General features: G+C 63.4%; 19 protein-coding genes. 3 read left to right on the plus strand and 16 right to left on the minus strand.

Annotation, left to right across the window (positions count from 1 at the left end; genetic code table 11):
* Positions 1-1,293, minus strand: a complete 1,293-nt coding sequence (locus tag ACP15D_RS08970; protein WP_424957184.1) for a lytic murein transglycosylase — start codon at positions 1,291-1,293, stop codon at positions 1-3.
* A 103-nt stretch (positions 1,294-1,396) separates the two neighbouring features.
* Complete coding sequence (gene galE / locus ACP15D_RS08975) at positions 1,397-2,389, minus strand: UDP-glucose 4-epimerase GalE (protein WP_424957185.1); 993 nt, start codon at positions 2,387-2,389, stop codon at positions 1,397-1,399.
* 191 nt (positions 2,390-2,580) lie between these two features.
* Between galE and galU the strand changes: the two genes are divergently transcribed.
* A complete protein-coding gene (gene galU / locus ACP15D_RS08980; RefSeq protein ID WP_424957186.1) occupies positions 2,581-3,459 on the plus strand; it encodes a UTP--glucose-1-phosphate uridylyltransferase GalU in 879 nt (292 codons plus the stop codon).
* A gap of 246 nt (positions 3,460-3,705) precedes the next feature.
* Here the strand turns inward: galU and ACP15D_RS08985 are convergent, their stop codons facing one another.
* Complete coding sequence (locus tag ACP15D_RS08985; RefSeq protein ID WP_424957187.1) at positions 3,706-5,454, minus strand: outer membrane beta-barrel protein; 1,749 nt, start codon at positions 5,452-5,454, stop codon at positions 3,706-3,708.
* Between the two features lie 193 nt (positions 5,455-5,647).
* On the opposite strand from ACP15D_RS08985, the gene ACP15D_RS08990 reads away from it, so the two are divergent.
* Complete coding sequence (locus ACP15D_RS08990) at positions 5,648-6,673, plus strand: KpsF/GutQ family sugar-phosphate isomerase (protein WP_424957188.1); 1,026 nt, start codon at positions 5,648-5,650, stop codon at positions 6,671-6,673.
* Between the two features lie 38 nt (positions 6,674-6,711).
* Here the strand turns inward: ACP15D_RS08990 and ACP15D_RS08995 are convergent, their stop codons facing one another.
* The 12 genes from ACP15D_RS08995 to ggt all read right to left on the minus strand — a co-directional run bounded on the left by ACP15D_RS08995 (position 6,712) and on the right by ggt (position 16,212).
* Positions 6,712-7,011, minus strand: coding sequence for a type II toxin-antitoxin system RelE/ParE family toxin (locus ACP15D_RS08995; protein WP_424957189.1), 300 nt, complete (start codon positions 7,009-7,011; stop codon positions 6,712-6,714).
* The gene (locus ACP15D_RS09000; RefSeq protein WP_424957190.1) at positions 7,008-7,247 is read right to left on the minus strand and encodes an addiction module protein; all 240 of its coding nucleotides are present in this window, start codon (positions 7,245-7,247) and stop codon (positions 7,008-7,010) included. The genes ACP15D_RS08995 and ACP15D_RS09000 overlap by 4 nt, the downstream gene beginning before the upstream one ends.
* Positions 7,248-7,288: 41 nt before the next feature.
* Positions 7,289-7,714, minus strand: a complete 426-nt coding sequence (locus ACP15D_RS09005; protein ID WP_424957191.1) for an NfeD family protein — start codon at positions 7,712-7,714, stop codon at positions 7,289-7,291.
* Positions 7,701-8,156 carry an NfeD family protein gene (locus tag ACP15D_RS09010; RefSeq protein WP_424957192.1) on the minus strand — a complete coding sequence of 152 codons (456 nt, stop codon included), beginning with the start codon at positions 8,154-8,156 and terminating at the stop codon, positions 7,701-7,703. Before ACP15D_RS09010 ends, ACP15D_RS09005 begins: the two co-directional genes overlap by 14 nt.
* Positions 8,157-8,222: 66 nt before the next feature.
* The gene (locus ACP15D_RS09015) at positions 8,223-9,215 is read right to left on the minus strand and encodes an SPFH domain-containing protein (RefSeq protein WP_424957193.1); all 993 of its coding nucleotides are present in this window, start codon (positions 9,213-9,215) and stop codon (positions 8,223-8,225) included.
* Between the two features lie 168 nt (positions 9,216-9,383).
* On the minus strand, positions 9,384-10,436 hold the full coding sequence (gene hemH, locus ACP15D_RS09020; RefSeq protein ID WP_424959200.1) for a ferrochelatase: 1,053 nt from the start codon (positions 10,434-10,436) through the stop codon (positions 9,384-9,386).
* 84 nt (positions 10,437-10,520) lie between these two features.
* Positions 10,521-11,498 (minus strand): CHAD domain-containing protein, encoded by a 978-nt coding sequence (locus ACP15D_RS09025; RefSeq protein WP_424957194.1) that lies wholly within the window; start codon positions 11,496-11,498, stop codon positions 10,521-10,523.
* Positions 11,499-11,606: 108 nt separating this feature from the next.
* Positions 11,607-12,242, minus strand: a complete 636-nt coding sequence (locus ACP15D_RS09030) for a thiamine phosphate synthase (protein ID WP_424957195.1) — start codon at positions 12,240-12,242, stop codon at positions 11,607-11,609.
* Complete coding sequence (locus tag ACP15D_RS09035) at positions 12,239-13,060, minus strand: thiazole synthase (RefSeq protein WP_424957196.1); 822 nt, start codon at positions 13,058-13,060, stop codon at positions 12,239-12,241. The genes ACP15D_RS09030 and ACP15D_RS09035 overlap by 4 nt, the downstream gene beginning before the upstream one ends.
* A 9-nt stretch (positions 13,061-13,069) precedes the next feature.
* Entirely contained in the window at positions 13,070-13,297 is a 228-nt protein-coding gene (gene thiS, locus ACP15D_RS09040) for a sulfur carrier protein ThiS (RefSeq protein WP_424957197.1), read from the minus strand.
* Between the two features lie 67 nt (positions 13,298-13,364).
* Positions 13,365-14,372, minus strand: a complete 1,008-nt coding sequence (locus ACP15D_RS09045; protein WP_424957198.1) for an FAD-dependent oxidoreductase — start codon at positions 14,370-14,372, stop codon at positions 13,365-13,367.
* Between the two features lie 79 nt (positions 14,373-14,451).
* Entirely contained in the window at positions 14,452-16,212 is a 1,761-nt protein-coding gene (gene ggt, locus ACP15D_RS09050; RefSeq protein ID WP_424957199.1) for a gamma-glutamyltransferase, read from the minus strand.
* An 81-nt stretch (positions 16,213-16,293) separates the two neighbouring features.
* On the opposite strand from ggt, the gene ACP15D_RS09055 reads away from it, so the two are divergent.
* Positions 16,294-16,746: a cupin domain-containing protein gene (locus ACP15D_RS09055; protein WP_424957200.1), complete on the plus strand. Its 453-nt coding sequence runs from the start codon at positions 16,294-16,296 to the stop codon at positions 16,744-16,746.
* Between the two features lie 31 nt (positions 16,747-16,777).
* Here the strand turns inward: ACP15D_RS09055 and ACP15D_RS09060 are convergent, their stop codons facing one another.
* Positions 16,778-20,227 (minus strand): error-prone DNA polymerase, encoded by a 3,450-nt coding sequence (locus ACP15D_RS09060; protein ID WP_424957201.1) that lies wholly within the window; start codon positions 20,225-20,227, stop codon positions 16,778-16,780.

Raw genomic sequence — 20,227 nt, forward strand, 5'->3', positions numbered from 1 at the left:
CTATTTGCCTGCTTGCGCCGTATTGGTGCGCAGATGCTTGAGCACCGCCTCGGTCGGCCAGCAGTCGATCTTCAATCCATTCTTCTTCTGGTAGATGCCGACCTGCCGACGGGTATTCGAACCGATCTTGCCGTCGATCTTATCCATCGGATATCCGTTCTTTTCCAAGAGCGCCTGGATCTCCCGCACCTGCGCCGTGCGCGGTTGCGCCACCTTCGCCGCCGGCACGTGGAATCCGCCAGCCCCGGCAATGCGGTCGGCCAGGTCGCCGACGAACAGCGCATAAAGGTCCGACGTGTTGTAAAGCCGGATGACCTTGAAATTCTCCGTCACCAGGAACGCCGGCCCGTACGCACCGGACGGCATCATCAGATAGGCGCGGGTATCGTTGTCCGCCGCGGTGAATGGCTTGTTGCCCGTGCGCGTGAAGCCGAGCTTGCGCCATTCGCCGATCGTGCGCTCTCCCGGCGGTCCCTCGAGCGAGCAATCGCCGCCCTCCGGCATGTGCGCCTCATAGCCCCACTTGAGGCCGCGCACCCAGCCCTTGTTCGCGAGCTGCCGCGAAGCTGAGGCGAGCGCATCCGGGACGCTGGTGAAGATGTCGACCTTGCCGTCACCGTCGCCGTCTTCCAGATGCTGGAAGTACTCGGTCGGCATGAATTGCGTCAGGCCCACGGCGCCGGCCCATGATGCACGCATCTTCGAGCGCGGCACGCCCGACTGCAGCATCTTCAGCGCCGCCAGCAATTCCAGCTTGAACTCATCCTTGCGCCTACCGGTGAACGCCTGCGTCGCGATCACCTGGATCGCATCGTGCGGCAGCTTATGCGTACCGTAAGCGGTCTCGCGTCCCCAGATCGCCACCATGATATAGCGGTCGACACCGGTCTTCTTCTCAATGTTGATGATGTCCTTCTCGTGCTCCTTGAGGAACTTGCGTCCCTGCACGGCGAGCGTCGAAAGATACTTCGGGTTGAGGTATTCGAATGCCGACTTCGTAAACTCCGCCTGCCCCGCGCTGTCGTCGCGCTTGCGCCCCTCGATCACGAGGTCGGGCAGCGAATAGTCCGGCTTCAATCCTTTGAACGCCGCATCGAACGTTGCGCGCGATATGCCTTGTGCTTCCGCCTCCGGCCACAGACTCTGCAGGAAGTCCTGGAACGCATCGGCAGCCACAGCAGGCGCGCTCATCGAGAGCGCCGCCATCAGCGCCAATGCAGCGGCGATCGAAGCCCTCCAACCCGGGCGCAAGCCTGCTCCGCACTTATCCGATGTAACGATGCCAAGCTGCACTTGGACCTCCTCAATACTGATCGCGCGCGCTTCTCGCACGCTCGTCACCCTGATTTCCGGGCGGATTTGCGGCCCCGTATCGCTAACCGGGCCACCGGAAACGCTAGCTGGCGTCCTTGAACTGCTGCAGATGCGTTTCCCAGGCGAGAGCCTGCACGGTGATGGTTTCCAAATTGTCGAACTCAGGCCGCCATCCAAGGCGCATCCTGATTTTATCGGACGCCGCAACGATCGCCGCAGGATCACCCGGGCGCCGCTGTGACATCCGCACCTCGAAATCCGCGCCCGAGGTGCGCTTCACCGCATCGATCACCTGCAGCACCGAGAAGCCGCGCGAGTAACCGCAATTGAATACATCCGACTCTCCGCCCGCCCGCAGATGGCGCAACGCCGCCATATGCGCCCTGACGAGATCGGTGACGTGAATATAATCGCGGATGCAGGTTCCGTCCGGCGTCTCATAGTCGATGCCAAACACCTCCATATAAGGGCGCTTGCCCAGCGCTGCCTCGCTTGCCACTTTGATCAAATGCGTTGCCTGCGGCGTCGACTGCCCCGCGCGACCCTTTGGATCAGCACCAGCAACGTTGAAATAACGCAGCGCAACATAACGGAACTTATGCGCCCGCGCCGTATCGGCCAGCATGATTTCCGTCATCAGCTTCGATGATCCGTACGGCGACATTGGCGCCAGCGCGGCATCCTCGCGCACCGGGATTTCCTTCGGCATGCCATAAACGGCTGCTGTGGATGAGAAGATGAAATTCTCGATTCCCATCTCGACGGCGACCTCCATGAGGGCGCGCGACTTCACGGTGTTGTTGTGATAGTAACCCAACGGATCGACGACCGATTCCGGCACCACGATCGAGCCGGCGAAATGTATGATCGACTTGATGCCATGCTTACGCACAATGCTGCGAACGAGCTCCTGATCGCCCACATCCCCGACGACCAGCGTCGCGTTTTCTGGGACCGCCCATCGGAAGCCCGTCGACAGGTTGTCGAGAACGACGACATTCTCCCCATTGTCGAGAAGTTCGAGAACCATATGGCTGCCAATGTACCCGGCACCGCCGGTAACGAGGATGGTCATCGGTCTTCTTGGCCCTCTGAATCCTGGATCGATTTGGAACTGATCTTACCACTGCGAGACTTTAACCACGCACTGATTTAACGATACGGCCTGATCCCGGCATCTGTTCACATTCGAGCGCTACTTATTCAAGTTCCGCACCAAGCCCACCTCGCCCCCCACGTTAACATCCTAAAGACCCGGAGTTCCCCATGCCCGCCACCAAAACGCGCATCCGCAAAGCCGTATTCCCCGTGGCAGGCCTCGGAACCCGCTTCCTGCCCGCCACCAAGGCAATCCCCAAGGAGATGCTGACCGTCGTCGATCGCCCGGTGATCCAGCACGTCGTCGATGAGGCGCGCGCCGCCGGCATCGAGCATTTCGTCTTCGTGACAGGCCGCAACAAGCCTTCGATCGAGGAGCACTTCGATCACGCCCCCGAGCTCGAGACGACGCTGAAGGAGCGCGGCAAGACCAAGGAACTCGACGAGCTTCTGAAGGATCTGCCCGAAGCTGGACGCACCAGCTTCACGCGCCAGCAGGCCCCGCTGGGGCTCGGCCACGCCGTATGGTGCGCGCGCGATATCGTCGGCGATGAACCCTTCGCATTGTTGCTGCCGGACATGCTCCACCACGGCAAACCTTGCCTCGCGGAGATGATTGCCGCTTACGAAGAGCACGGCGGCAATCACATTGCCGTATCGCCGGTGCCCGAAAGCGAAACGCATCAGTACGGCATCGTCGGCGTCGAAGATCGCGACGCCAAGGTCTCACGCATCACGCAGATGGTCGAGAAACCCAAGCAGGGCACCGCACCCTCCAACCTGCACATCACCGGCCGCTACATTCTCCAGCCGGAGATTTTCGACATCCTCGCAACCCAGGAGCGCGGCGCCGGCGGCGAGATTCAGCTGACCGATGCCATGCTCGCCATGCAGAAGGCCGGCAAGCCCTACCACGCCGTACGCTTCGACGGCACCATCTACGACACCGGCACCAAGATCGGATTCCTGCTCGCCAACATCGCCTACGGCTTGGAGCGGCCCGATCTCGCCCCCGCCCTCAAAGCCGGCATAGGCAAACTCGTCTAATCACGACCGAAGGCCGCAAGACCCAACTGTCATCCTCGGGCTAGTCCCGAGGATCCAGTCGAGCCCGGGGCGGACTGCGCGATGCATCCTCGGCATAACGCCGAGGACGACAAAGCTGCGAGACAAAAGGCACCACTTCGCCGCGAAGCGGCAAGGCGCCAAGGGCGCCCGGCGCCAGCGCCGGATTTCAGCCTGCGCGACGCTCGCCGCACACTAAGCTTCCCTCAGCTAGCGTCACCCAAAAAACTAGTGCCTCAACCGCACGCCGGCTTGCACGATCTCGGCCGTGTAGCTGCTCTGAGCCTGCGAGCTTTGGAAGTCGATGTGCTGATAGCGCGCAAACAGCACCGACCACGAGTTCGCGTAATACTCTGTCCCCACCGCCGCGGTGAACTGCTCTTCGTTGTAGTCGGTGTTGATGAAGTTACGCGTCATGTACCCGACGCCCGCATTGCCGACGAGATAGCGCGTGAAGCTATGCCGCGCTTCAAGCCCGTAATTGCGTTCCATCACGCCCGGCGAATACGCCGTCGTGGTCTCCGCCACATCGCTCGTCGCCGTAAATGACAGAACCGTCAACGGCGTCACCGCCCAGGCAAGATCGGCATCGATCAGCAGCCCATCGACCGCCGGCAGCAAATGATTGTCGATCTGCTGATGCGCGTAGCCGAGGCTGATCGTGCCGCGCAGCACCTGGCTGACATCGCCGAATGAAACGCCGAAGCGATAGCGCTCTCCCGTCGAGCTGCGCAGGATTCCGTCAGAGAAAGTCGGGATCTTGTAATCGCGCTGGTTGAACGAAATATCCGCGAACGCGAACAGGTACGGCGAGAACTCCCACATCGGCCGCACCGCCTGCTCATACAGCATGTAGTCGCGATCCGAGTTGCTCTGCGTCTGATCATCGAACACGTTCGTACTGTATGACGTGTCGACGATGTTGCCGCGCAACTGCATCGTCAGCCGGTTGAACCGCTGGTTATAGGCGGCACGAGCGCGATCGACGGTGATGTTCGGCCGCGTGCCTGCCGATTCCGCGTTGATCGCCGAGCGGCTTTCCTGACCGTATTCACGCGCCAGAAAGCCCTGCAGGTTGCTGCGGCTGGTAATATCGACTCGCCCCAATCCCTCGACGACATAGGCGCGGTCATCTTCCGACGAATACCGGTCATGGTAGCTGAGATCGCCGCTCGCGCGCAGCTCGACCGCATGCCGGCTCCAGTTGGACGCAAGCCGCGCCGCCGGCCGCACCTCCAGCGAACTGTCACCCAGCGCATTCGGCGAGGCGAACAAGTTGCTGTTGTAGTCGTAGTTTGCCTCGAGCGTCGTGAAGAGCAGAAAGCTGCCGATCTTGGTGCCGATCGGCGGATAGGGATCGAGCAGGAAGCCCTGGAAGTTGCTCGGGCTAAAAACTGGGTTCTGCTCGTTGGCTTGTAGCAGCAATGGATCAAAGCCCGCCGGCTCGCCCGCAAACGCCCGGATGTCCTCGGGCGATCGCAGATCGAACTCGGTGATCTCTGCCTGAACCTCGGCGGTTTCGCCGGGCCCATTGAGATCGATGATACCGTCCTGGACCGCCGCCTCCTCGATCACCGAAACCGGATCGCCATCCTGCGGAACTCTGACGCGGCGAGGCTGATCTTCCTCGCCTTCGCTCTCTGCCGCATCGTCATCAGCTAGCGTGGGCCTGAGGCCGCCGGCATCCTCCACGATGCCGTCCACACCCACGGGCTGCGGTGCCCGCGCCGTCTCGTTCGGCCCGAACGCGCCCGAATCAAACGCCCGGGCGTCCTCCTCGCCTGTCGAAGCGTCGTCCGGCAGCGTAGGGCGAAGGCGGGGAGCAGGCGGGCGGCTGGTGACAGTGGTCCGCCATCCCGGTGGATCGAGGATCTGCGCCGCCGCGGACCCGGCAAAAACGCACGCAAACATAGCCCCAGCGCCAGCCAGTGCGGCGAGGACATGCACCAACCCGACGATCTTGCGGCCGCCAGCCAAAAGCGCTCCATGCGAAATATCACTCGGCACGCGAACGCTGTACGAATTGGAACGCTAGAGAGCGTTGGTTAATGCCCTGTTTAGGAAGCTGACGGGATCGGTGAACATCGGTTCAGTGCTGCTAGACAGGTCGCCGGAATTGTAAGAAACTGTTAACACTTAGGCGTCGCTGAAGGCATCGGGGGTAGGAGCCATGACGACGGCCGAAGGGCCCTTGCGCAAAATCCGAGCTCTCGATGGCGGCAAAAAGCTGAGCCGGCTTCCCGTAGCTTCCGCACTGCGGACCCTCGATCTCGAATGCGAGGGGCTGAGCAGGCTGCGCGAAGCGTTGACTGGCCCGATGAGCCGTCCGTTTGGCGATGCCCTGCGCATCCTGCGCTCCGCGCGCGGCCGCGTAGTCGTCACCGGCATCGGCAAGAGTGGCCATGTCGGTCAGAAGATCGCCGCGACCTTCGCCTCGACCGGACGCCCGGCCTTCTTCGTCCACCCCACGGAAGCCTCGCACGGCGACCTCGGCATGATCACCGCCGATGACGTCCTGCTCGCCCTGTCGTGGTCCGGCGAGACGGTCGAGCTGAAACCGCTCATAACCTATTCCCGGCGCTACAATGTGCCGCTGATCGCCATCACCTCGCGATCCGAATCTGCCCTCGGCCAGCACTCCGACGTCGTGCTCGAGCTTCCCCGCTCAAAGGAAGCGTGCCCGCACGGCCTCGCCCCGACCACGTCCACCACCATGCAGCTCGCCTTGGGCGACTGCCTCGCCATGGCACTGCTGGAAGCCAAGGGCTTCACGCCCGAGGAATTCAAAGCCTTCCACCCAGGCGGCTCTCTTGGCGCTAGCCTCAAGTACGTATCCGACGTGATGCACTCGGGCGATCGCATGCCGCTGGCACGCGACACCGACGAAATGAGCGCCGCGCTCGTCACCATGACGCAGAAAAGCCTCGGCTGCCTCGGCATCATCAATTCCAAAGGCAAGCTTATCGGCATCGTCACCGACGGCGACTTGCGCCGTCATATGGGCCAGGAACTCGTCACCCGCCGCACCGTCGACATCATGACGCGCGCACCCAAGACGGTGAAGCCTGGCATGCTGGCATCCGCGGCGCTGGAGATGATCAACGCGTCCCGCATCACCGCGCTGTTCGTGGTCGACCGCGGCAAACCCGTCGGCATCGTGCACGTGCACGACCTCCTCCGCGCCGGTATCGCCTAGACCATTTTTCAGCGATCGGAGCGCGAGACGCTTGAAGCCTATTTAGGCTTCAGACGGTCTTTCCAATATTGTGGTCGTCGATGCAGATGGGCGACCGCGACGATGAATATCTCGTCCTCTCGAAGCTGATAGATGATCCCGTAGGGAAATCGTCTCAACTGCAGTCGGCGAACGCGCTTGCCCACGTTGGGCCATGCGTTGGGAAATTCGAGCAATCGCTCTACTGCCGAATTGAACTCGACGAGAAACTCGATAGCGAGGCCGGTCTTTTCAGCTTCATACCAAGCCGCTGCGTCGCCAATCTCCGAAACGGCTGACGGATCATATGTCAGCCTCATTCAATCGGGCCAAACCGCTTCCGAAGCTGCTCCATTACGACATCGTGTGGGATTGGCCGGGTCTCACCTCGGTCACGCGCGTCTACCCTCGTTTCCGCTTCCTCGATCCAGGCTTTTTCTGTCTCGGGATCCGGCCGCCGATAGCTGAGGACAATAAGCTCATCCATAAGGTCCGCCTGCTCCTCCGGAGCCAGCTTGCGGATCTCTTCCGATAGCCGTTTGACACGCTCATTCATGGCCAATCTTAGCACAGCTCCGCGCACGGAACCACTTACCCCTAAACTGCCTCGACGGTCAGCACCGTGCCCTTGCATCCAGTGATGCGCACCTTGGCTCCGACCGCCGCTTCGGCGCCTTCTGCCACCCAGATCGTATCGCCCACGCTCACGCTGCCCCGACCGCCCGCTGGAATGGCCGCCGTCACAGCGGCGACTTGCCCGACGAGTTGCATCCCGCGGCGATTGAGGTCGGATTCGCCCGGGTGCATCCAATAAGACCAGCGCTCGTCGATGAAGAGGTCGGCGATCAGGATGGCAATACCCGCCACCAGCCAGACCCAGCCCAGCGCCGAGCCGGAAAAGCCCTTGAACGCGCCGTAAAGCGCCAGCACCACACCCGCGATAGGCATGAGCAGGCTCAGCACCGCCATGCCCCACACGAGCATGCTGGGGCCGCGATCAGGTTCGCGGTCAGTTGACGGCATGTTCGACCACGAGGCAGTTGCCGTTGGTGCCGGTGACCCGCACGCGCGCACCCTGCGGCGCATCAGACCCCTGGGCATTCCACACGGTGTCGCCGACGCGGACCTTGCCGCGCCCATCGGCGATCGCCTGCTCCACCAGCACGACGCGGCCCACATACTGCAGAGCACGCGCATTGAGGTCGGGCTCGTCGCTCAGCGACACGTCCGGCGAGGCGTAGCGGCGTGCCAAGAACACCGTGATGCAGGAAATGATGGCGAAGGCGATCAGCTGCCACTCCCATGCGATATCAACGCTGATGCCGACGATCCCGACGATCACCGCAGCAGCACCGAACCAGACGAAGTGCACTCCCGGAACCATCGCTTCGAGGGCGAACAGCGCCACCGCAACGACGAACCAGTTCCACGCGCCGAGGTTCCAGAAGAATTCGGACAGCCCCATGGCTCACATCTCCAACGCAACCGGCGCACAATAGCAGAATTCGCGCCGGCTGCCCCAGTTGCGGTCCTACGTACGCGGGACGCTGCCGCGCGCAGGCGCGGGCGGCGCGGACGTCGTCTTGTCGCCGAAAGCCTCGCCAGTGATCTGCGCCAGACCGGCCAGCGAACCGATCACCGCCGACGCCTCCAGCGGCATCAGGATGACCTTCTGGTTTGGCGCTTTCGCAAGCGCCTCCAAGGCTTTCACATAGTTGTTGGCAACGAAGTAGTTGATCGCCTGCACGTTGCCCTTCGCGATGGCGTCGGACACCATTTGCGTCGCTTTGGCTTCCGCTTCCGCTGCGCGTTCGCGCGCCTCGGCATCGCGGAAAGCAGATTCACGCCGGCCCTCGGCTTCCAGCACGACTGCCTGCTTCTCGCCCTCGGCGCGCAAAATAGCCGCCTGCCGAAGACCCTCCGACTCCAGGATCTGGGCGCGCTTCTCGCGTTCGGCCTTCATCTGCCGCGCCATGCTGTCAACGAGATCGCGCGGCGGATCGATGTCCTTGATCTCGATGCGCGTCACCTTGATGCCCCAGGCCTCCGTCGCCTGATCGACGACTTGTAGCAGCCGCGAGTTGATCTGATCGCGATTGGAGAGCAGTTCGTCGAGGTCCATCGATCCCATCACGGTGCGAATGTTCGTCAGCGTGAGATTGATGATCGAAGGCTCGAGCACATCGACCTCGTAAGCCGCGCGCGCCGCATTGAGGATCTGGAAGAACGTCACACCATTGACCCGCACCATGGCGTTGTCGCGCGTGATCACGTCCTGGCTCGGAATGTCGAGCACCTGCTCCTTCATGTTCATGCGGCGCCCCACGCGCTCCATCACCGGAATGAGGATGTGCAGACCCGGCTGCAGCGTGCGCGTATAGCGGCCGAAATTCTCGACCGTGTAGTTATAGCCCTGCGGAACGATCTTGACCGTCGACCAAAGGATGACGATCGCAAGAATGACAAGCAGCACGCCGAAAACTTCAAAGCCGCCGGAAAATGAGCCGAGTGTGTCGGGTTCCATGATCAACCTGATTGATTGGCAACGAAAAACACTTCGCAACGCTAGCGCTGCGAGGAAAACATAGGGTTAAATTGTGGTTTTCATGCAGTTACTTATGGAACGCCATAAAGGTGCCGCCTCAGCATTGCGCCGCGCGTGGGCACCCAATCGTCATGACGAAAGGCCGTCCTACAGCCAGCCTTGCAACTCTCGACGAACCACGGCCTCGATGGCGCGGACGCCCTCCCGCCTGTCGTTGAGTGCAGGCAGGTAGGCGAACTTCTCTCCGCCGCCGCCCTCGAAGTAATGGCGGTTCTCGCCATTCAATTCTTCGAGTGTTTCTAGGCAATCCGCCGAAAAGCCCGGTGCCACGAGCGCAAGCCGCTTCACACCCTCGGCCGCCAGCCGCTTCACAGTCTCGTCCGTATACGGCTGCAGCCACGGATCGTTGCCGAAGCGCGACTGGAACGTCGTCAGCCACTTCTCTTCCGGCCACCCCAGTTCCGCCCGCAGCAGCCGCGACGTCTTCTGGCACTGACAATAGTAAGGGTCGCCGGCTTCTAGGTAGGCCTGGGGCATGCCGTGGAATGTCGCGACAATGATCTCGGGCTCGAAATCGAGCTTGGCCAGATCCTCACGCATCGCGTCCGCCAAGGCACGGATATAGACCGGGTCGTCGTGATAGCTCGGCGCCACGCGCACCGCTGGTTGCCAGCGCATCTTCATCAGCGCCCGGAATGCTTGGTCCGCCGCAGTTGCCGTCGTCGCCGCCGCATACTGCGGATAAAGCGGCACCAGCAGAATGCGGTCGCAGCCCTTGTCGAGCAGCGCCTGGATGCGACTCTCGGTTGTCGGATTGGCGTACCGCATCGCGAAGTCGACCTCGATCCGCTCCGGATCGCCCAACGCCACCGCCAGCTTTTCCGCCTGCGCCCGTGTGATCGTCTTCAACGGTCCTTCATTGCGCTCGTTGTTCCAGATCGTTGCGTAGTCCTTGCCTTTGCGCCCCGGCCGCACTGTGAGGATGATCAGATTGAGGATCGGCCACCACTTCCAGCGTGGCACCTCGATGACGCGTTCGTCCGACAGAAACTCTTTCAGATAGCGCCGCATCGACCAGTAGTCGGTGCCGTCCGGCGTGCCGAGGTTGAGCAGCAGCACCCCGATGCGCCCGCAACGGACGCGCGGATGGTCGGCCGGCCGGTGCGCCGGATCGGGCTGGAAGGTGTCGGCGGTTTTAATTTCGTTCACGGGCAATCGAACCTATTGGCTTCGGAGCTGCTTGGCTGGCGCACCATAGACAATATGGGCGATCGAAGCGAAGTCTCAAACCTCGCCCGAAGCGACAGCCCTGCGGCGGCCCGAGCCCTTGCGGTGCACCCGCTTCGGAGCGCCCGAAACCTTGGTCGCGTCGAGTTCCTGCGCCTTGAGCGCCGTGGCCGCATTCCAATAGGCAGCGATGCTCTTGCACAGCCGCTTTGGGCTCGCCGCGAACAAGCGCTCCCCGCGCGGCCGTGCCATTGCCCGCAACGTACTCTGCCGCTGACGCGCCGCGCTCTCGACCACCGCCGCCTGCTCGGCGTTGACGCCAGCCGCATCCGAATGGGCGAAGGCGATCAGCAGCGCCAGATCATGATCGTCGCCGATAAGCTGCGACAGTGTCCGCGCCTCCAGCGCCCGCGCGCCCAGATAGTCGGGCCACGCACGTGACAGCAGGGTCATCTGCCGCCAATGCGCCTGCGCCCCTTTGCGCCATTCGTGGAACCGTTCATCGCTGGGATGAGCGTAGGCATCCGCGAATGCACGGCGCGCGCGCCGATAGGATCGCTCCAGCCCACCGCCCACGATATCAAAACCATCACCGTTGATTTTGAGCTCGGTAAGTCGCGCCTTAGCTTCCATCAGCCGGTCATGCGCCTGCTGCATCGTCAGCATTGCCCCGACGCCGTTCGCCGCTGCAATCGCTCGCCGCAACTGATCCGCGACGGTGCGCCGCCCGAAGCCCACCGAAGCCTCGAGCTTGTCGAGTGTTTCCAGCAGCACGTGCCGGTCGCGCGCACCCGAAAGCGACAGCCCGATCTCGCGCAACGCCGCATTCTCCTGCTTGAAAACACTGTCGCCGATCGCAGGCCGTATCAGCCGCAGCAGTGCCCGCAGCCGCTTCAGTGACTTGCGCGTCTCGTGGATTGCAACAACCTGATCACCATTGCCCTGCAGCAAACTGAGCCCGTGATCAATCTGCTCGGCCGCAATCCGCCTAGCGCCTTCGTCGAAGGATTCGCCCAACTTGAATCGGAAGGCCATGCATCATCCACGTGGCTGCACACTTGTGACCAGATAACTGTACAGCTCTAAAGGCCATATGAAACCAGTGCTGGCGCGCGAGCAGGTGACGAGCATGAGCTTTTCGCTTCATTCGCCCGCGCGAGCACGAGTTTCATCGGCCCATGCGAGCCAGAATTTGACTCGCACCTCAGGCGCTTGCGCTGTCATAAAGTCAGTGATGACGGCAACGCTGTCGGCCCCGGCTGCGACAACGTCAACGGCACGCTCCGGCGTGATTCCGCCGATGGCGACGAGCGGAACGCTGCCGATTTGCCGCTTCCACGCCGCGATCCGCTTCAGCCCCTGCGGCGCCCACTTCATCACCTTGAGCTTCGTCTCGTAGATCGGACCAAGAGCGACATAGTCGGGCTCCGCGGCGAGCGCCATCGCCAGTTCGTCTTCGCTGTGCGTCGAAACACCGAGCCGCAGACCCACAGCCTTGATGGCAGCGAGGTCCGCAGAAGCGAGGTCTTCCTGGCCGAGATGTATATAATCCGCGCCAGCATCGATCGCTTCGCGCCAGTAGTCGTTGACGATCAGCTGGCAACCATGTCGACGGCTCACCGCGAGGCTTTCGGCGATCTGCCGCGTGGCCTCCTCACTGCTGACGTCTTTCACCCGAAGCTGAAGCGTGCGCACACCGAGCGGCACCATCCGCGCAACCCACGCTGCATCGGGCACGATCGGATAAAAAATGTCGGGAGCACCAGCGCCGCTGCTCATTTGCGGTCGAGATCGAAGAACGGCGTACCCGCAACAGGCGTCGACGGCTGCGCCATGTCGCGCATTCCCATCAGGCCAGATTCATATGCAGCCCGCCCTGCCTCGATCGCCTGCGCGAATGCCTGCCCCATGCGTACAGGGTCGCCCGCCTTCGCCACCGCCGTATTCAGCAGCACGCCATCGAAGCCCATTTCCATCGCCTGCGCCGCGTGCGATGGCGCACCGATCCCCGCATCGATGATCAGTGGCACGTTGGGGAAATAGGCGCGAATGCTCTTCAGCGCATAGGGATTGGCCAGCCCGCGCCCGCTGCCGATCGGCGCGCCCCAGGGCATTAGCACCCGGCACCCCGCAGCGAGCAAGCGCTCTGCCACCGAAAGGTCTTCGGTCGTATACGGCAGTACCTTGAACCCATCCTCGCTGAGGATGCGCGCCGCCTCCGCCAGCCCAAACACCTCCGGCTGTAGCGTGTCGTCGTTCGCGATGACTTCGAGCTTGATCCAGTCGGTGCCGAACACCTCGCGCGCCATCTGCGCCGTCGTTACGGCCTCTTTCACCGTGTGGCAGCCCGCCGTATTCGGCAGCACGCGCACACCCAGCGCACTGATCAGCTCTAAGAAGCGTTCGCCCGTGCGTCCGCGCGCCTGCTCGCGCCGCAACGACACCGTGACGATCCCGGCACCTGACGCTGCCACCGCCTCGGCCAGCACCTGCGGCGAGGGATATTGCGCCGTGCCGATCAGCATGCGCGAGCGCATCGCGACGCCATATAGCGTCAGCGCGCTCTTTGTCTGGTTTGCTGGCTCAAGTGCATTCATGCTCGACGCTCACCCGCCGTGCCGCGGCGACACGATCTCGATGTGATCGCCCGCCTGCAACGGCGTCTCCGCCCGCACGCGCGCCGGCACGAAATCGCCATTGCGCGCGGTCGCCACAGGCGTGCCTTCGAGCCCACGCTCAGCCACGAGTGCATCGAGCGTCGCCGCCGAGGTCACGACTTCCTCACCGTTGACGATAACCCGACGCTCGCCTGCAACCGAAAGGGTCTCTGACAAACCGCTGCTCCCGCAACAGATAGATCTCTCGTCCACTCATCTACTGCATTCGCCGATGGCCGCCAAATCAGCCGCTATCCTCGACCAGCAGCTCAGAGGCGGGCTTACCCTCTATATAGTCGGCAACAGTCCGCGCCAGCACCGGCCCGAGAAGAAATCCGTGGCGGTAGGCGCCGTTGACGTATATCCGCCGCCCGCCCTCACGCACGACGGCCCGCGGCACGTTATCGGGAAAGGCCGGCCGCACACCGGCACAAAGGTCGAGGATCTCCGCCTCGGCGAACGCCGGATGCACCGCGTAGGCCCCCCCCAGCAGTTCCAGAGCCGAGCGCACGCTGACCGGCCCCCGCTCCTCGCTCTCGATCACCGTCGCGCCGACCATGTAGACCCCGTCGTCCCACGGCACGATGTAGAGCGGCAGACGCGGATGCAGAAGTTGCAGCGGGCGGTTGAGCGATACTTCACGCGTGCGGATCAGCGCCCGCTCCCCGCGCACGCCTCGCAGCGTCGGCAAATCATCGCGCGCAGCGATCCCGCGGCAATCGACGACGATGTCGGCGCCGTCCCCGGACGATGTCTCGCCGAACACGATCTCCACCCCTGCCTCCTGCGCCGCGCTGAGCAGGAACGCCATCGCCGCCGGCGCTGGTGCGTGCGCTTCCTCCGCAAAGAACAGCGCCGCCCCGAACCGCCCTGCAAGGTCCGGCTCGAGTTGCGCGAGCTCGGCTCCAGACACCCGCCGGTGCCCCTCGGTGCGCGCCGAAAACCGGTCGAGCTCATCGAGGTCGCGCGCCGCGGCAATCACCAGACTGCCGTTGGCTCTCACATTCGGATAGAAGTCACGCCACGCCGCGACTCCTTCGAGACTGTACTTGCGCAGCATCGCGGGCGCCGTCTCGGCCTCGCGTTCGGGTGCGAGCATGACGCCCGCAAGGATGCTCGCACAATCCGCAAACGGCTCCGCACTCGCCTCGACCAGCCGAACGCGATGCCCGGCTCGCGCAAGCGTCACGGCCTGCCAGAGGCCTAGAATTCCAGCGCCAAGGATCGTGATCGAGCGCGTTTGCACGGACATGGTTTCATCTGCGGTTTCAAGGCGGCGCGGTACCCCTCGCACGCCACAGCCGCGCGCTCAATCCCCAAACGGCACGAGGTCAATCACCGAGCGCCGCACCCTCCCGACGCGCGTCAGCGCCACCCTCGATATGCCCCTCGCGCCGCGTCAGGATATGCACGCCCGAATTCATCATCGACGGCACGATGGTGTGCCCGATGGGCTTTAAGGTGAGCGACAGCGGCACCGTCGACCAATCGGGCTCCAGCTCCAGCACGCTCCCCTGGCTGCCGAAGTTTAGGAGGTCCGCCGCCTGCTGCGCATCGAGCCCCCAGTCGATCAGGCCGATCAACGTCTTCAGCACATAGAGGATGATGCGGCTGCCACCGGGCGATCCCAGCACCGCCGTCACGTGCCGCTCCGTATCGAACACGATCGTCGGCGCCATCGACGAACGAGGCCGCTTGCCCGGTCCCACCGCGTTGGCCGCCGGCCGCCCATCCGCGTCCACCGGCACAAACGAAAAATCCGTCAGCTGGTTGTTGAGCAGGAACCCCGCCGCCCAGTTGTGCGAGCCAAACGCGCCTTCGATGGTCGTCGTCATCGACAGCGCATTGCCTGCATCATCGATAACCGAGATGTGGCTGGTGCCTGACCGCTCGATAGTTGCATCGACGCCGAACGACTGTCGCTTCAATCCCGGCGGCTCGCCCGGCGCCGGTTTCGTCGCCGCGCTATCAGGCTTTATCAGCGCCCGGCGCTGCGCAACGTACGCATCGTCGAGCAGCCCTTCAGGCACCGACACGAAATCGGGATCGCCGATGTAGCGATTGCGGTCGGCAAACGCGAGCTTCTCTGCCTCGGCAACGGTATGCACCGCGCGCGCATTGAGCGCATCACCCGGGCCTTTGCCGAGATCGAACGGCTCCAGCAGCTTCAAAGTTTGCGCCACGGTCAACCCGCCCGACGACGGCGGTCCCATCCCGCAAACCTCATACGTCCGGTACGTAACGCACAGCGGCGGGCGCTCCTTCGCCTGATAATTCTTGAGGTCATCGAGCGTCATTCCCCCCGGCGCAATCGGCGCCGAGTTGACGGCCTTGACGATCGCTTCCGCGATCGGCCCCTCGTAGAACGCCTTCGCTCCGCCGGCCGCAATCGCCTGCAGCGTCTCGGCGAGCTGCGGATTCCTCAATTCATGCCCGATGGGGAGCGGGCTGCCGGTCGACGTGAAAAAATAGGCCCGCGCCGCCGGCACGAAATCGTCCGGATTCTGCAAGCGCAACAGCAAGTGCAGGCGCGGCGAAATCCTGAAGCCATTTTCGGCGAGCCGGATCGCCGGCTCGAACAGCTTCGCCCATGGCAGCTTGCCGTACTTCGCGTGCACGTCCTCCATCAGGCGCACGACTCCGGGAACCCCGATCGACAGCCCGGACAGCACCGCCGTGTTGAAGGGCATCGGCTTGCCCTCGACCAGAAACCGGTCCGGCCGCGCCGCAGCCGGCGCCGTCTCGCGCCCATCAAAGCTTTTCAGCTCCGAGTTCTTGCTGTCCCAGTAGAGCAGGAAAGCCCCGCCACCGATGCCGCTCGACTGCGGTTCTACGATGTTGAGTACCAGCTGGGCCGCAATCGCCGCGTCGATCGCCGATCCACCCGCGCGCAGCATCTCGCGTCCGGCTTCGGCCGCGTGCACATTGGCCGCCGCAATCATGTGTCGCTTCGTCTTCGCCAGGGCATGCGATTGCAGCCCCGTGTCGCCCTCTGGTGCGCTGCGCGGATCGAGCAGCTGCGCCTGCACGCCGGTGACCGAAATCACCGCCGCAAGGGCCAGCGCCAGGAGACTTGAGAGCCGGAGGATCATGGACACCTAGGAGAGCGAGAGTTGTTCACCAACTTCGGCCATCATGGCGCCGAGCACAATGGGGACCGAAGGAACAAGGCAATGCCCACCGCGCGCTGGTTTCAGTTGACCCTTTCCGCCATCCTCATGAGCGCAGCGCTGCTACTCATCGCCACCGACCGCGGCGCCTCGCGTGAGGCCGTGACCGGACTGCTCAGCACCTCCGACACGGTCGTCGGCCAACCGATCGTCTATCCCGGTGGCGCGCCGGCCAAGGTCACTTCGGCCATCGTCACCATGCTGCCCGGCGAGGAAACCGGCTGGCACAAGCACGAGATCCCAATGTTCGGCTACATTCTGGAGGGCGAGGTCACCGTCGATTATGGCTCCAAGGGCACGCGCGTCTACCGCAAGGGCGATGCCGTGATGGAGGCAATCGACTGGCCGCACAACGGCCGCAACACCGGCACGGTCCCCGCGCGCATCCTCGCCGTGTTCATGGGCGCCGATGGCGTACCCAACACAGTCATGTTGCCGAAAGCGCCCGCACCTTGATCGCCGATTCCGTCAGGGTCCTGCACCGCGGCTAGTGAAAGTCGCGCGACTTCGGGATGACGCGGACATAGCGCGGATGCGTCGCCCATCTAGGATGCATCTTGTCGGCGTTGGGATCACCGGGAAAACCCGCCGGCTCGGGTGAGCGCGGATCGGGCCTTACCACCTCGTCGGCATTCGCCAGCGGCACTTTCATGTCGCTCGCCTCCGCGGAAAGAAGCTGCAGCCAGTCGCTGCGATCTTCCAGCTTCGACGCCACCACGTGGATGATGTCCTGGTGTCGCTGCACCCGCCCGTGCACGACGATGAGACGCGATCCCATGACCTCCTTGCGAAAACGCTCCAGCGTCTTCGCCCACACCACTGCGTTGGCGATCCCGGTTTCGTCCTCGATGGTCATGAATACGACGCCCTTGGCCGAGCCGGGCCGCTGACGCACCAAAACGACACCCGCCACCGCAACGAGCGCGCCGTCCTTGATGCTGCGTAATTCCTCGCACGAGATCACCCGGCGCATGCCGAACCGCGCGCGCAAAAAACTCATCGGATGCGCCTTCAACGACAAGCGCAGGGTCTGGTAGTCGTTGACGACATGCTCCGAAAGCCGCATGGCGGGTAAAGGCACGAATGGCTCGGCCGCGGTCTCGCGCGTCTCGCTCCACGTAAAGAGCGGCAGCGGCTCTGCCGCCGAAAGCGCCTTCACCTCCCACAGCGCCTGGCGCCGGTCGAGCCCCACCGAGCGGAAAGCATCGGCCGCCGCCAGCTTCTCCAGCGTGATCAGCTTCGCGCGCGCTCGCGCCCACACCTCGTGCACATCCTGAAACGATTGCACCGCCGCCCGCGCCGCAACGATCTTCCCCACCTCCTCTTCCTGTAAGCCGTCGACCTGTCTCAGCCCCAGCCGCATCGCCGGGCCGCCATCCGCCCCACCCTTCTCCAGGCTGCAATCCCACGTCGACAGATTGACGTCCGCCGCCCGCACCTCGACAGCATGCTCGCGCGCATCGCGCACGATCTGCGCCGGCGCGTAAAATCCCATCGGCTGCGAATTGAGCAGCGCTGCCGCGAACGCCGCCGGGTGATGACACTTGATCCACGACGACACATAGACAAGATGCGCAAAACTCGCCGCGTGGCTCTCGGGAAAGCCGTATTCGCCGAACCCCTTGATCTGATTGAAGCAGCGCTGCGCGAAGGCTTTGTCGTAGCCGCGCGCGGTCATGCGCGACACCATCTTCTCTTCCAGCAACCCGATGGTACCCCGCCGCCGGAAAGTCGCCATCGCCTTGCGTAACTCGTTCACCTCCGCGTCGGAAAACTTCGCCGCCACCAGCGCGATGCGCATCGCCTGCTCCTGGAACAGCGGCACGCCCTTCGTCTTGCCGAGAATGTTCTTCAACTCGTCCTTGGGGCCCTTCCCAGGCGCAGGTGAGGGATAATGCTCCGCTTCTAGGCCGTCGCGCCGCCGCAGATACGGATGCACCATGTCGCCCTGGATCGGCCCCGGACGCACGATCGCCACCTCGATCACGAGATCATAGAAGCACCGCGGCTTGAGGCGCGGCAGCATGTTCATCTGCGCCCGGCTCTCCACCTGGAACACACCGATGGAATCGGCCCGGCACAGCATGTCATAGACTTGCGGGTCCTCGCGCGGAACCGTTGCCAGCGAAAGCTCTTTGCCCTCGTGCTGCGCGATAAGCTGGAACGCCTTGCGAATGCAGGTGAGCATCCCCAGAGCCAGCACATCGACCTTCAAAAGCCCGAGCGCGGCGATATCGTCCTTGTCCCACTCGATGAAGGTGCGATCCTCCATCGCCGCATTGCCGACCGGCACCACCTCGATCAGCGGTCCACGCGTCAGCACAAACCCGCCGACATGTTGCGATAGATGCCGCGGAAAACCTATCAGCTCGTGCGCCAGCTCCAGCACCGTCGCCAGCAGCGGGTCTTTCGGATCGAGCCCCGCCGCGCGCACGTGCTTTTCGGGCAGCGAGCCCCCGCTCGACGTGCCCCACACCATGCCCGACAGCGCCGAGACGGTATCCTCCGACAAGCCCATCGCCTTGCCGACATCGCGCACCGCCGAACGCGCACGATAGGAGATCACCGTCGCGGCCAGCCCCGCCCGATGCCGTCCATAGCGCGCGTAGATGTATTGGATCACCTCCTCGCGCCGCTCGTGCTCGAAATCGACGTCGATGTCCGGAGGCTCGCGCCGCTCCGGCGAGACGAACCGGTCGAACAGCACATCGATCTGCATCGGGTCGACCGCCGTGATGGCGAGACAGTAGCAAACCACCGAGTTGGCCGCCGATCCCCGCCCCTGGCAGAGAATGCCCTTCGAACGCGCGTAGTGCACGATGTCGTGTACGGTGAGAAAATACTGCGCATATTCGAGCTTCGCGATCAGCTCCAGCTCTCGCGCCAGCAAACCGCGCACTCTGTCCGGAATCCCCTCGGGAAAGCGCCAGTCTGCCCCCACCCAGGTCAGATCCTCCAGATGCTGCTGTGGCGTCTTACCGGGCGGCACCGGCTCATCTGGATATTCGTATTTGAGATCATCGAGCGAGAAGCGGCACGCTTCGGCAATCTCCATCGTCCGCGCGATGGCGTCTTCATGCCCGCGAAACAACCGCGCCATCTCCATCGGTGGCTTCAGATGCCGTTCCCCATTCGCCGTCAGCTTCAGGCCGGCTTCGCGGATGGTCGTTTTCTCGCGCACGCAGGTCAGAACATCCTGCAACGGGCGTCTCTGCGGTGCGTGGTAGAGCACGTCTCCCGTGGCGACCATTGGCGTTCCGCAGCGCCGCGCCAACTCGGCCAGCGCCATAATGCGCGCACGGTCATCGCCGCGATAGCTATGGCTCGCAGCAAGATAGACGTCGGCACTTTCGCCGAGCATCGCCTTGATCCATCGCAGCTGTGCCTCGAAAGAAAGCTCGAATGCCCCTGCATCGCTCCTGTTCTCAGCCTTCGCTTGCGAAGCGACCGCATCGTCACCGCGCGGATTGAAGGGAATGATCGTGGCGCCCGGTGCTTCTGGCATCCCGCCCGATGAGAGCGAACGCCAGCTCCAGTCATCAGGCGTAACCACGATGAAAATCTGCCTCTCGGCATGCCGCGCAACGTCGTCCAGATACAGCGTGCATTCGCCTTTTTTCGCGCGCCTCTGCCCCTCCGACAACAGACGCGACAGGCGCCCATAGGCTTGCCTGTCACGCGGCAGGCATAAGAGGCTCGGCGCATCCTGAAGATCGAGGCGCGCGCCCACGATCAGCTTCAATCCGAGCTGCTTTGCCTCCACATGCACCCGCACCACACCGGCGAGAGTATTGCGGTCGGTGATGGCGAGCGCCGACAGCCCCAGCGCCTGCGCCTGCGCAACGAGTTCTTCTCCATGCGAAGCCCCGCGCAGAAACGAGAAGTTGGTCGTCACCTGCAGCTCGGCATACGCGGCACCGTGGTGCTTACCCTTCAT

The sequence above is a fragment of the Hyphomicrobium sp. 1Nfss2.1 genome (assembly GCF_965243865.1).
Classification (GTDB): Bacteria; Pseudomonadota; Alphaproteobacteria; order Rhizobiales; family Hyphomicrobiaceae; genus Hyphomicrobium_A.

Coding starts and splice junctions, on each gene's coding strand:
- galE (WP_424957185.1), bottom strand. CDS start 2,389: ATGACCATCCTCGTTACCGGCGGTGCCGGGTACATTGGCAGCCATATG.
- galU (WP_424957186.1), top strand. CDS start 2,581: ATGCCCGCCACCAAAACGCGCATCCGCAAAGCCGTATTCCCCGTGGCA.
- ACP15D_RS08990 (WP_424957188.1), top strand. CDS start 5,648: ATGACGACGGCCGAAGGGCCCTTGCGCAAAATCCGAGCTCTCGATGGC.
- ACP15D_RS08995 (WP_424957189.1), bottom strand. CDS start 7,011: ATGAGGCTGACATATGATCCGTCAGCCGTTTCGGAGATTGGCGACGCA.
- ACP15D_RS09000 (WP_424957190.1), bottom strand. CDS start 7,247: ATGAATGAGCGTGTCAAACGGCTATCGGAAGAGATCCGCAAGCTGGCT.
- ACP15D_RS09005 (WP_424957191.1), bottom strand. CDS start 7,714: ATGCCGTCAACTGACCGCGAACCTGATCGCGGCCCCAGCATGCTCGTG.
- ACP15D_RS09010 (WP_424957192.1), bottom strand. CDS start 8,156: ATGGGGCTGTCCGAATTCTTCTGGAACCTCGGCGCGTGGAACTGGTTC.
- ACP15D_RS09015 (WP_424957193.1), bottom strand. CDS start 9,215: ATGGAACCCGACACACTCGGCTCATTTTCCGGCGGCTTTGAAGTTTTC.
- ACP15D_RS09025 (WP_424957194.1), bottom strand. CDS start 11,498: ATGGCCTTCCGATTCAAGTTGGGCGAATCCTTCGACGAAGGCGCTAGG.
- ACP15D_RS09030 (WP_424957195.1), bottom strand. CDS start 12,242: ATGAGCAGCGGCGCTGGTGCTCCCGACATTTTTTATCCGATCGTGCCC.
- ACP15D_RS09035 (WP_424957196.1), bottom strand. CDS start 13,060: ATGAATGCACTTGAGCCAGCAAACCAGACAAAGAGCGCGCTGACGCTA.
- ACP15D_RS09045 (WP_424957198.1), bottom strand. CDS start 14,372: ATGTCCGTGCAAACGCGCTCGATCACGATCCTTGGCGCTGGAATTCTA.
- ggt (WP_424957199.1), bottom strand. CDS start 16,212: ATGATCCTCCGGCTCTCAAGTCTCCTGGCGCTGGCCCTTGCGGCGGTG.
- ACP15D_RS09055 (WP_424957200.1), top strand. CDS start 16,294: ATGCCCACCGCGCGCTGGTTTCAGTTGACCCTTTCCGCCATCCTCATG.
- ACP15D_RS09060 (WP_424957201.1), bottom strand. CDS start 20,227: ATGAAGGGTAAGCACCACGGTGCCGCGTATGCCGAGCTGCAGGTGACG.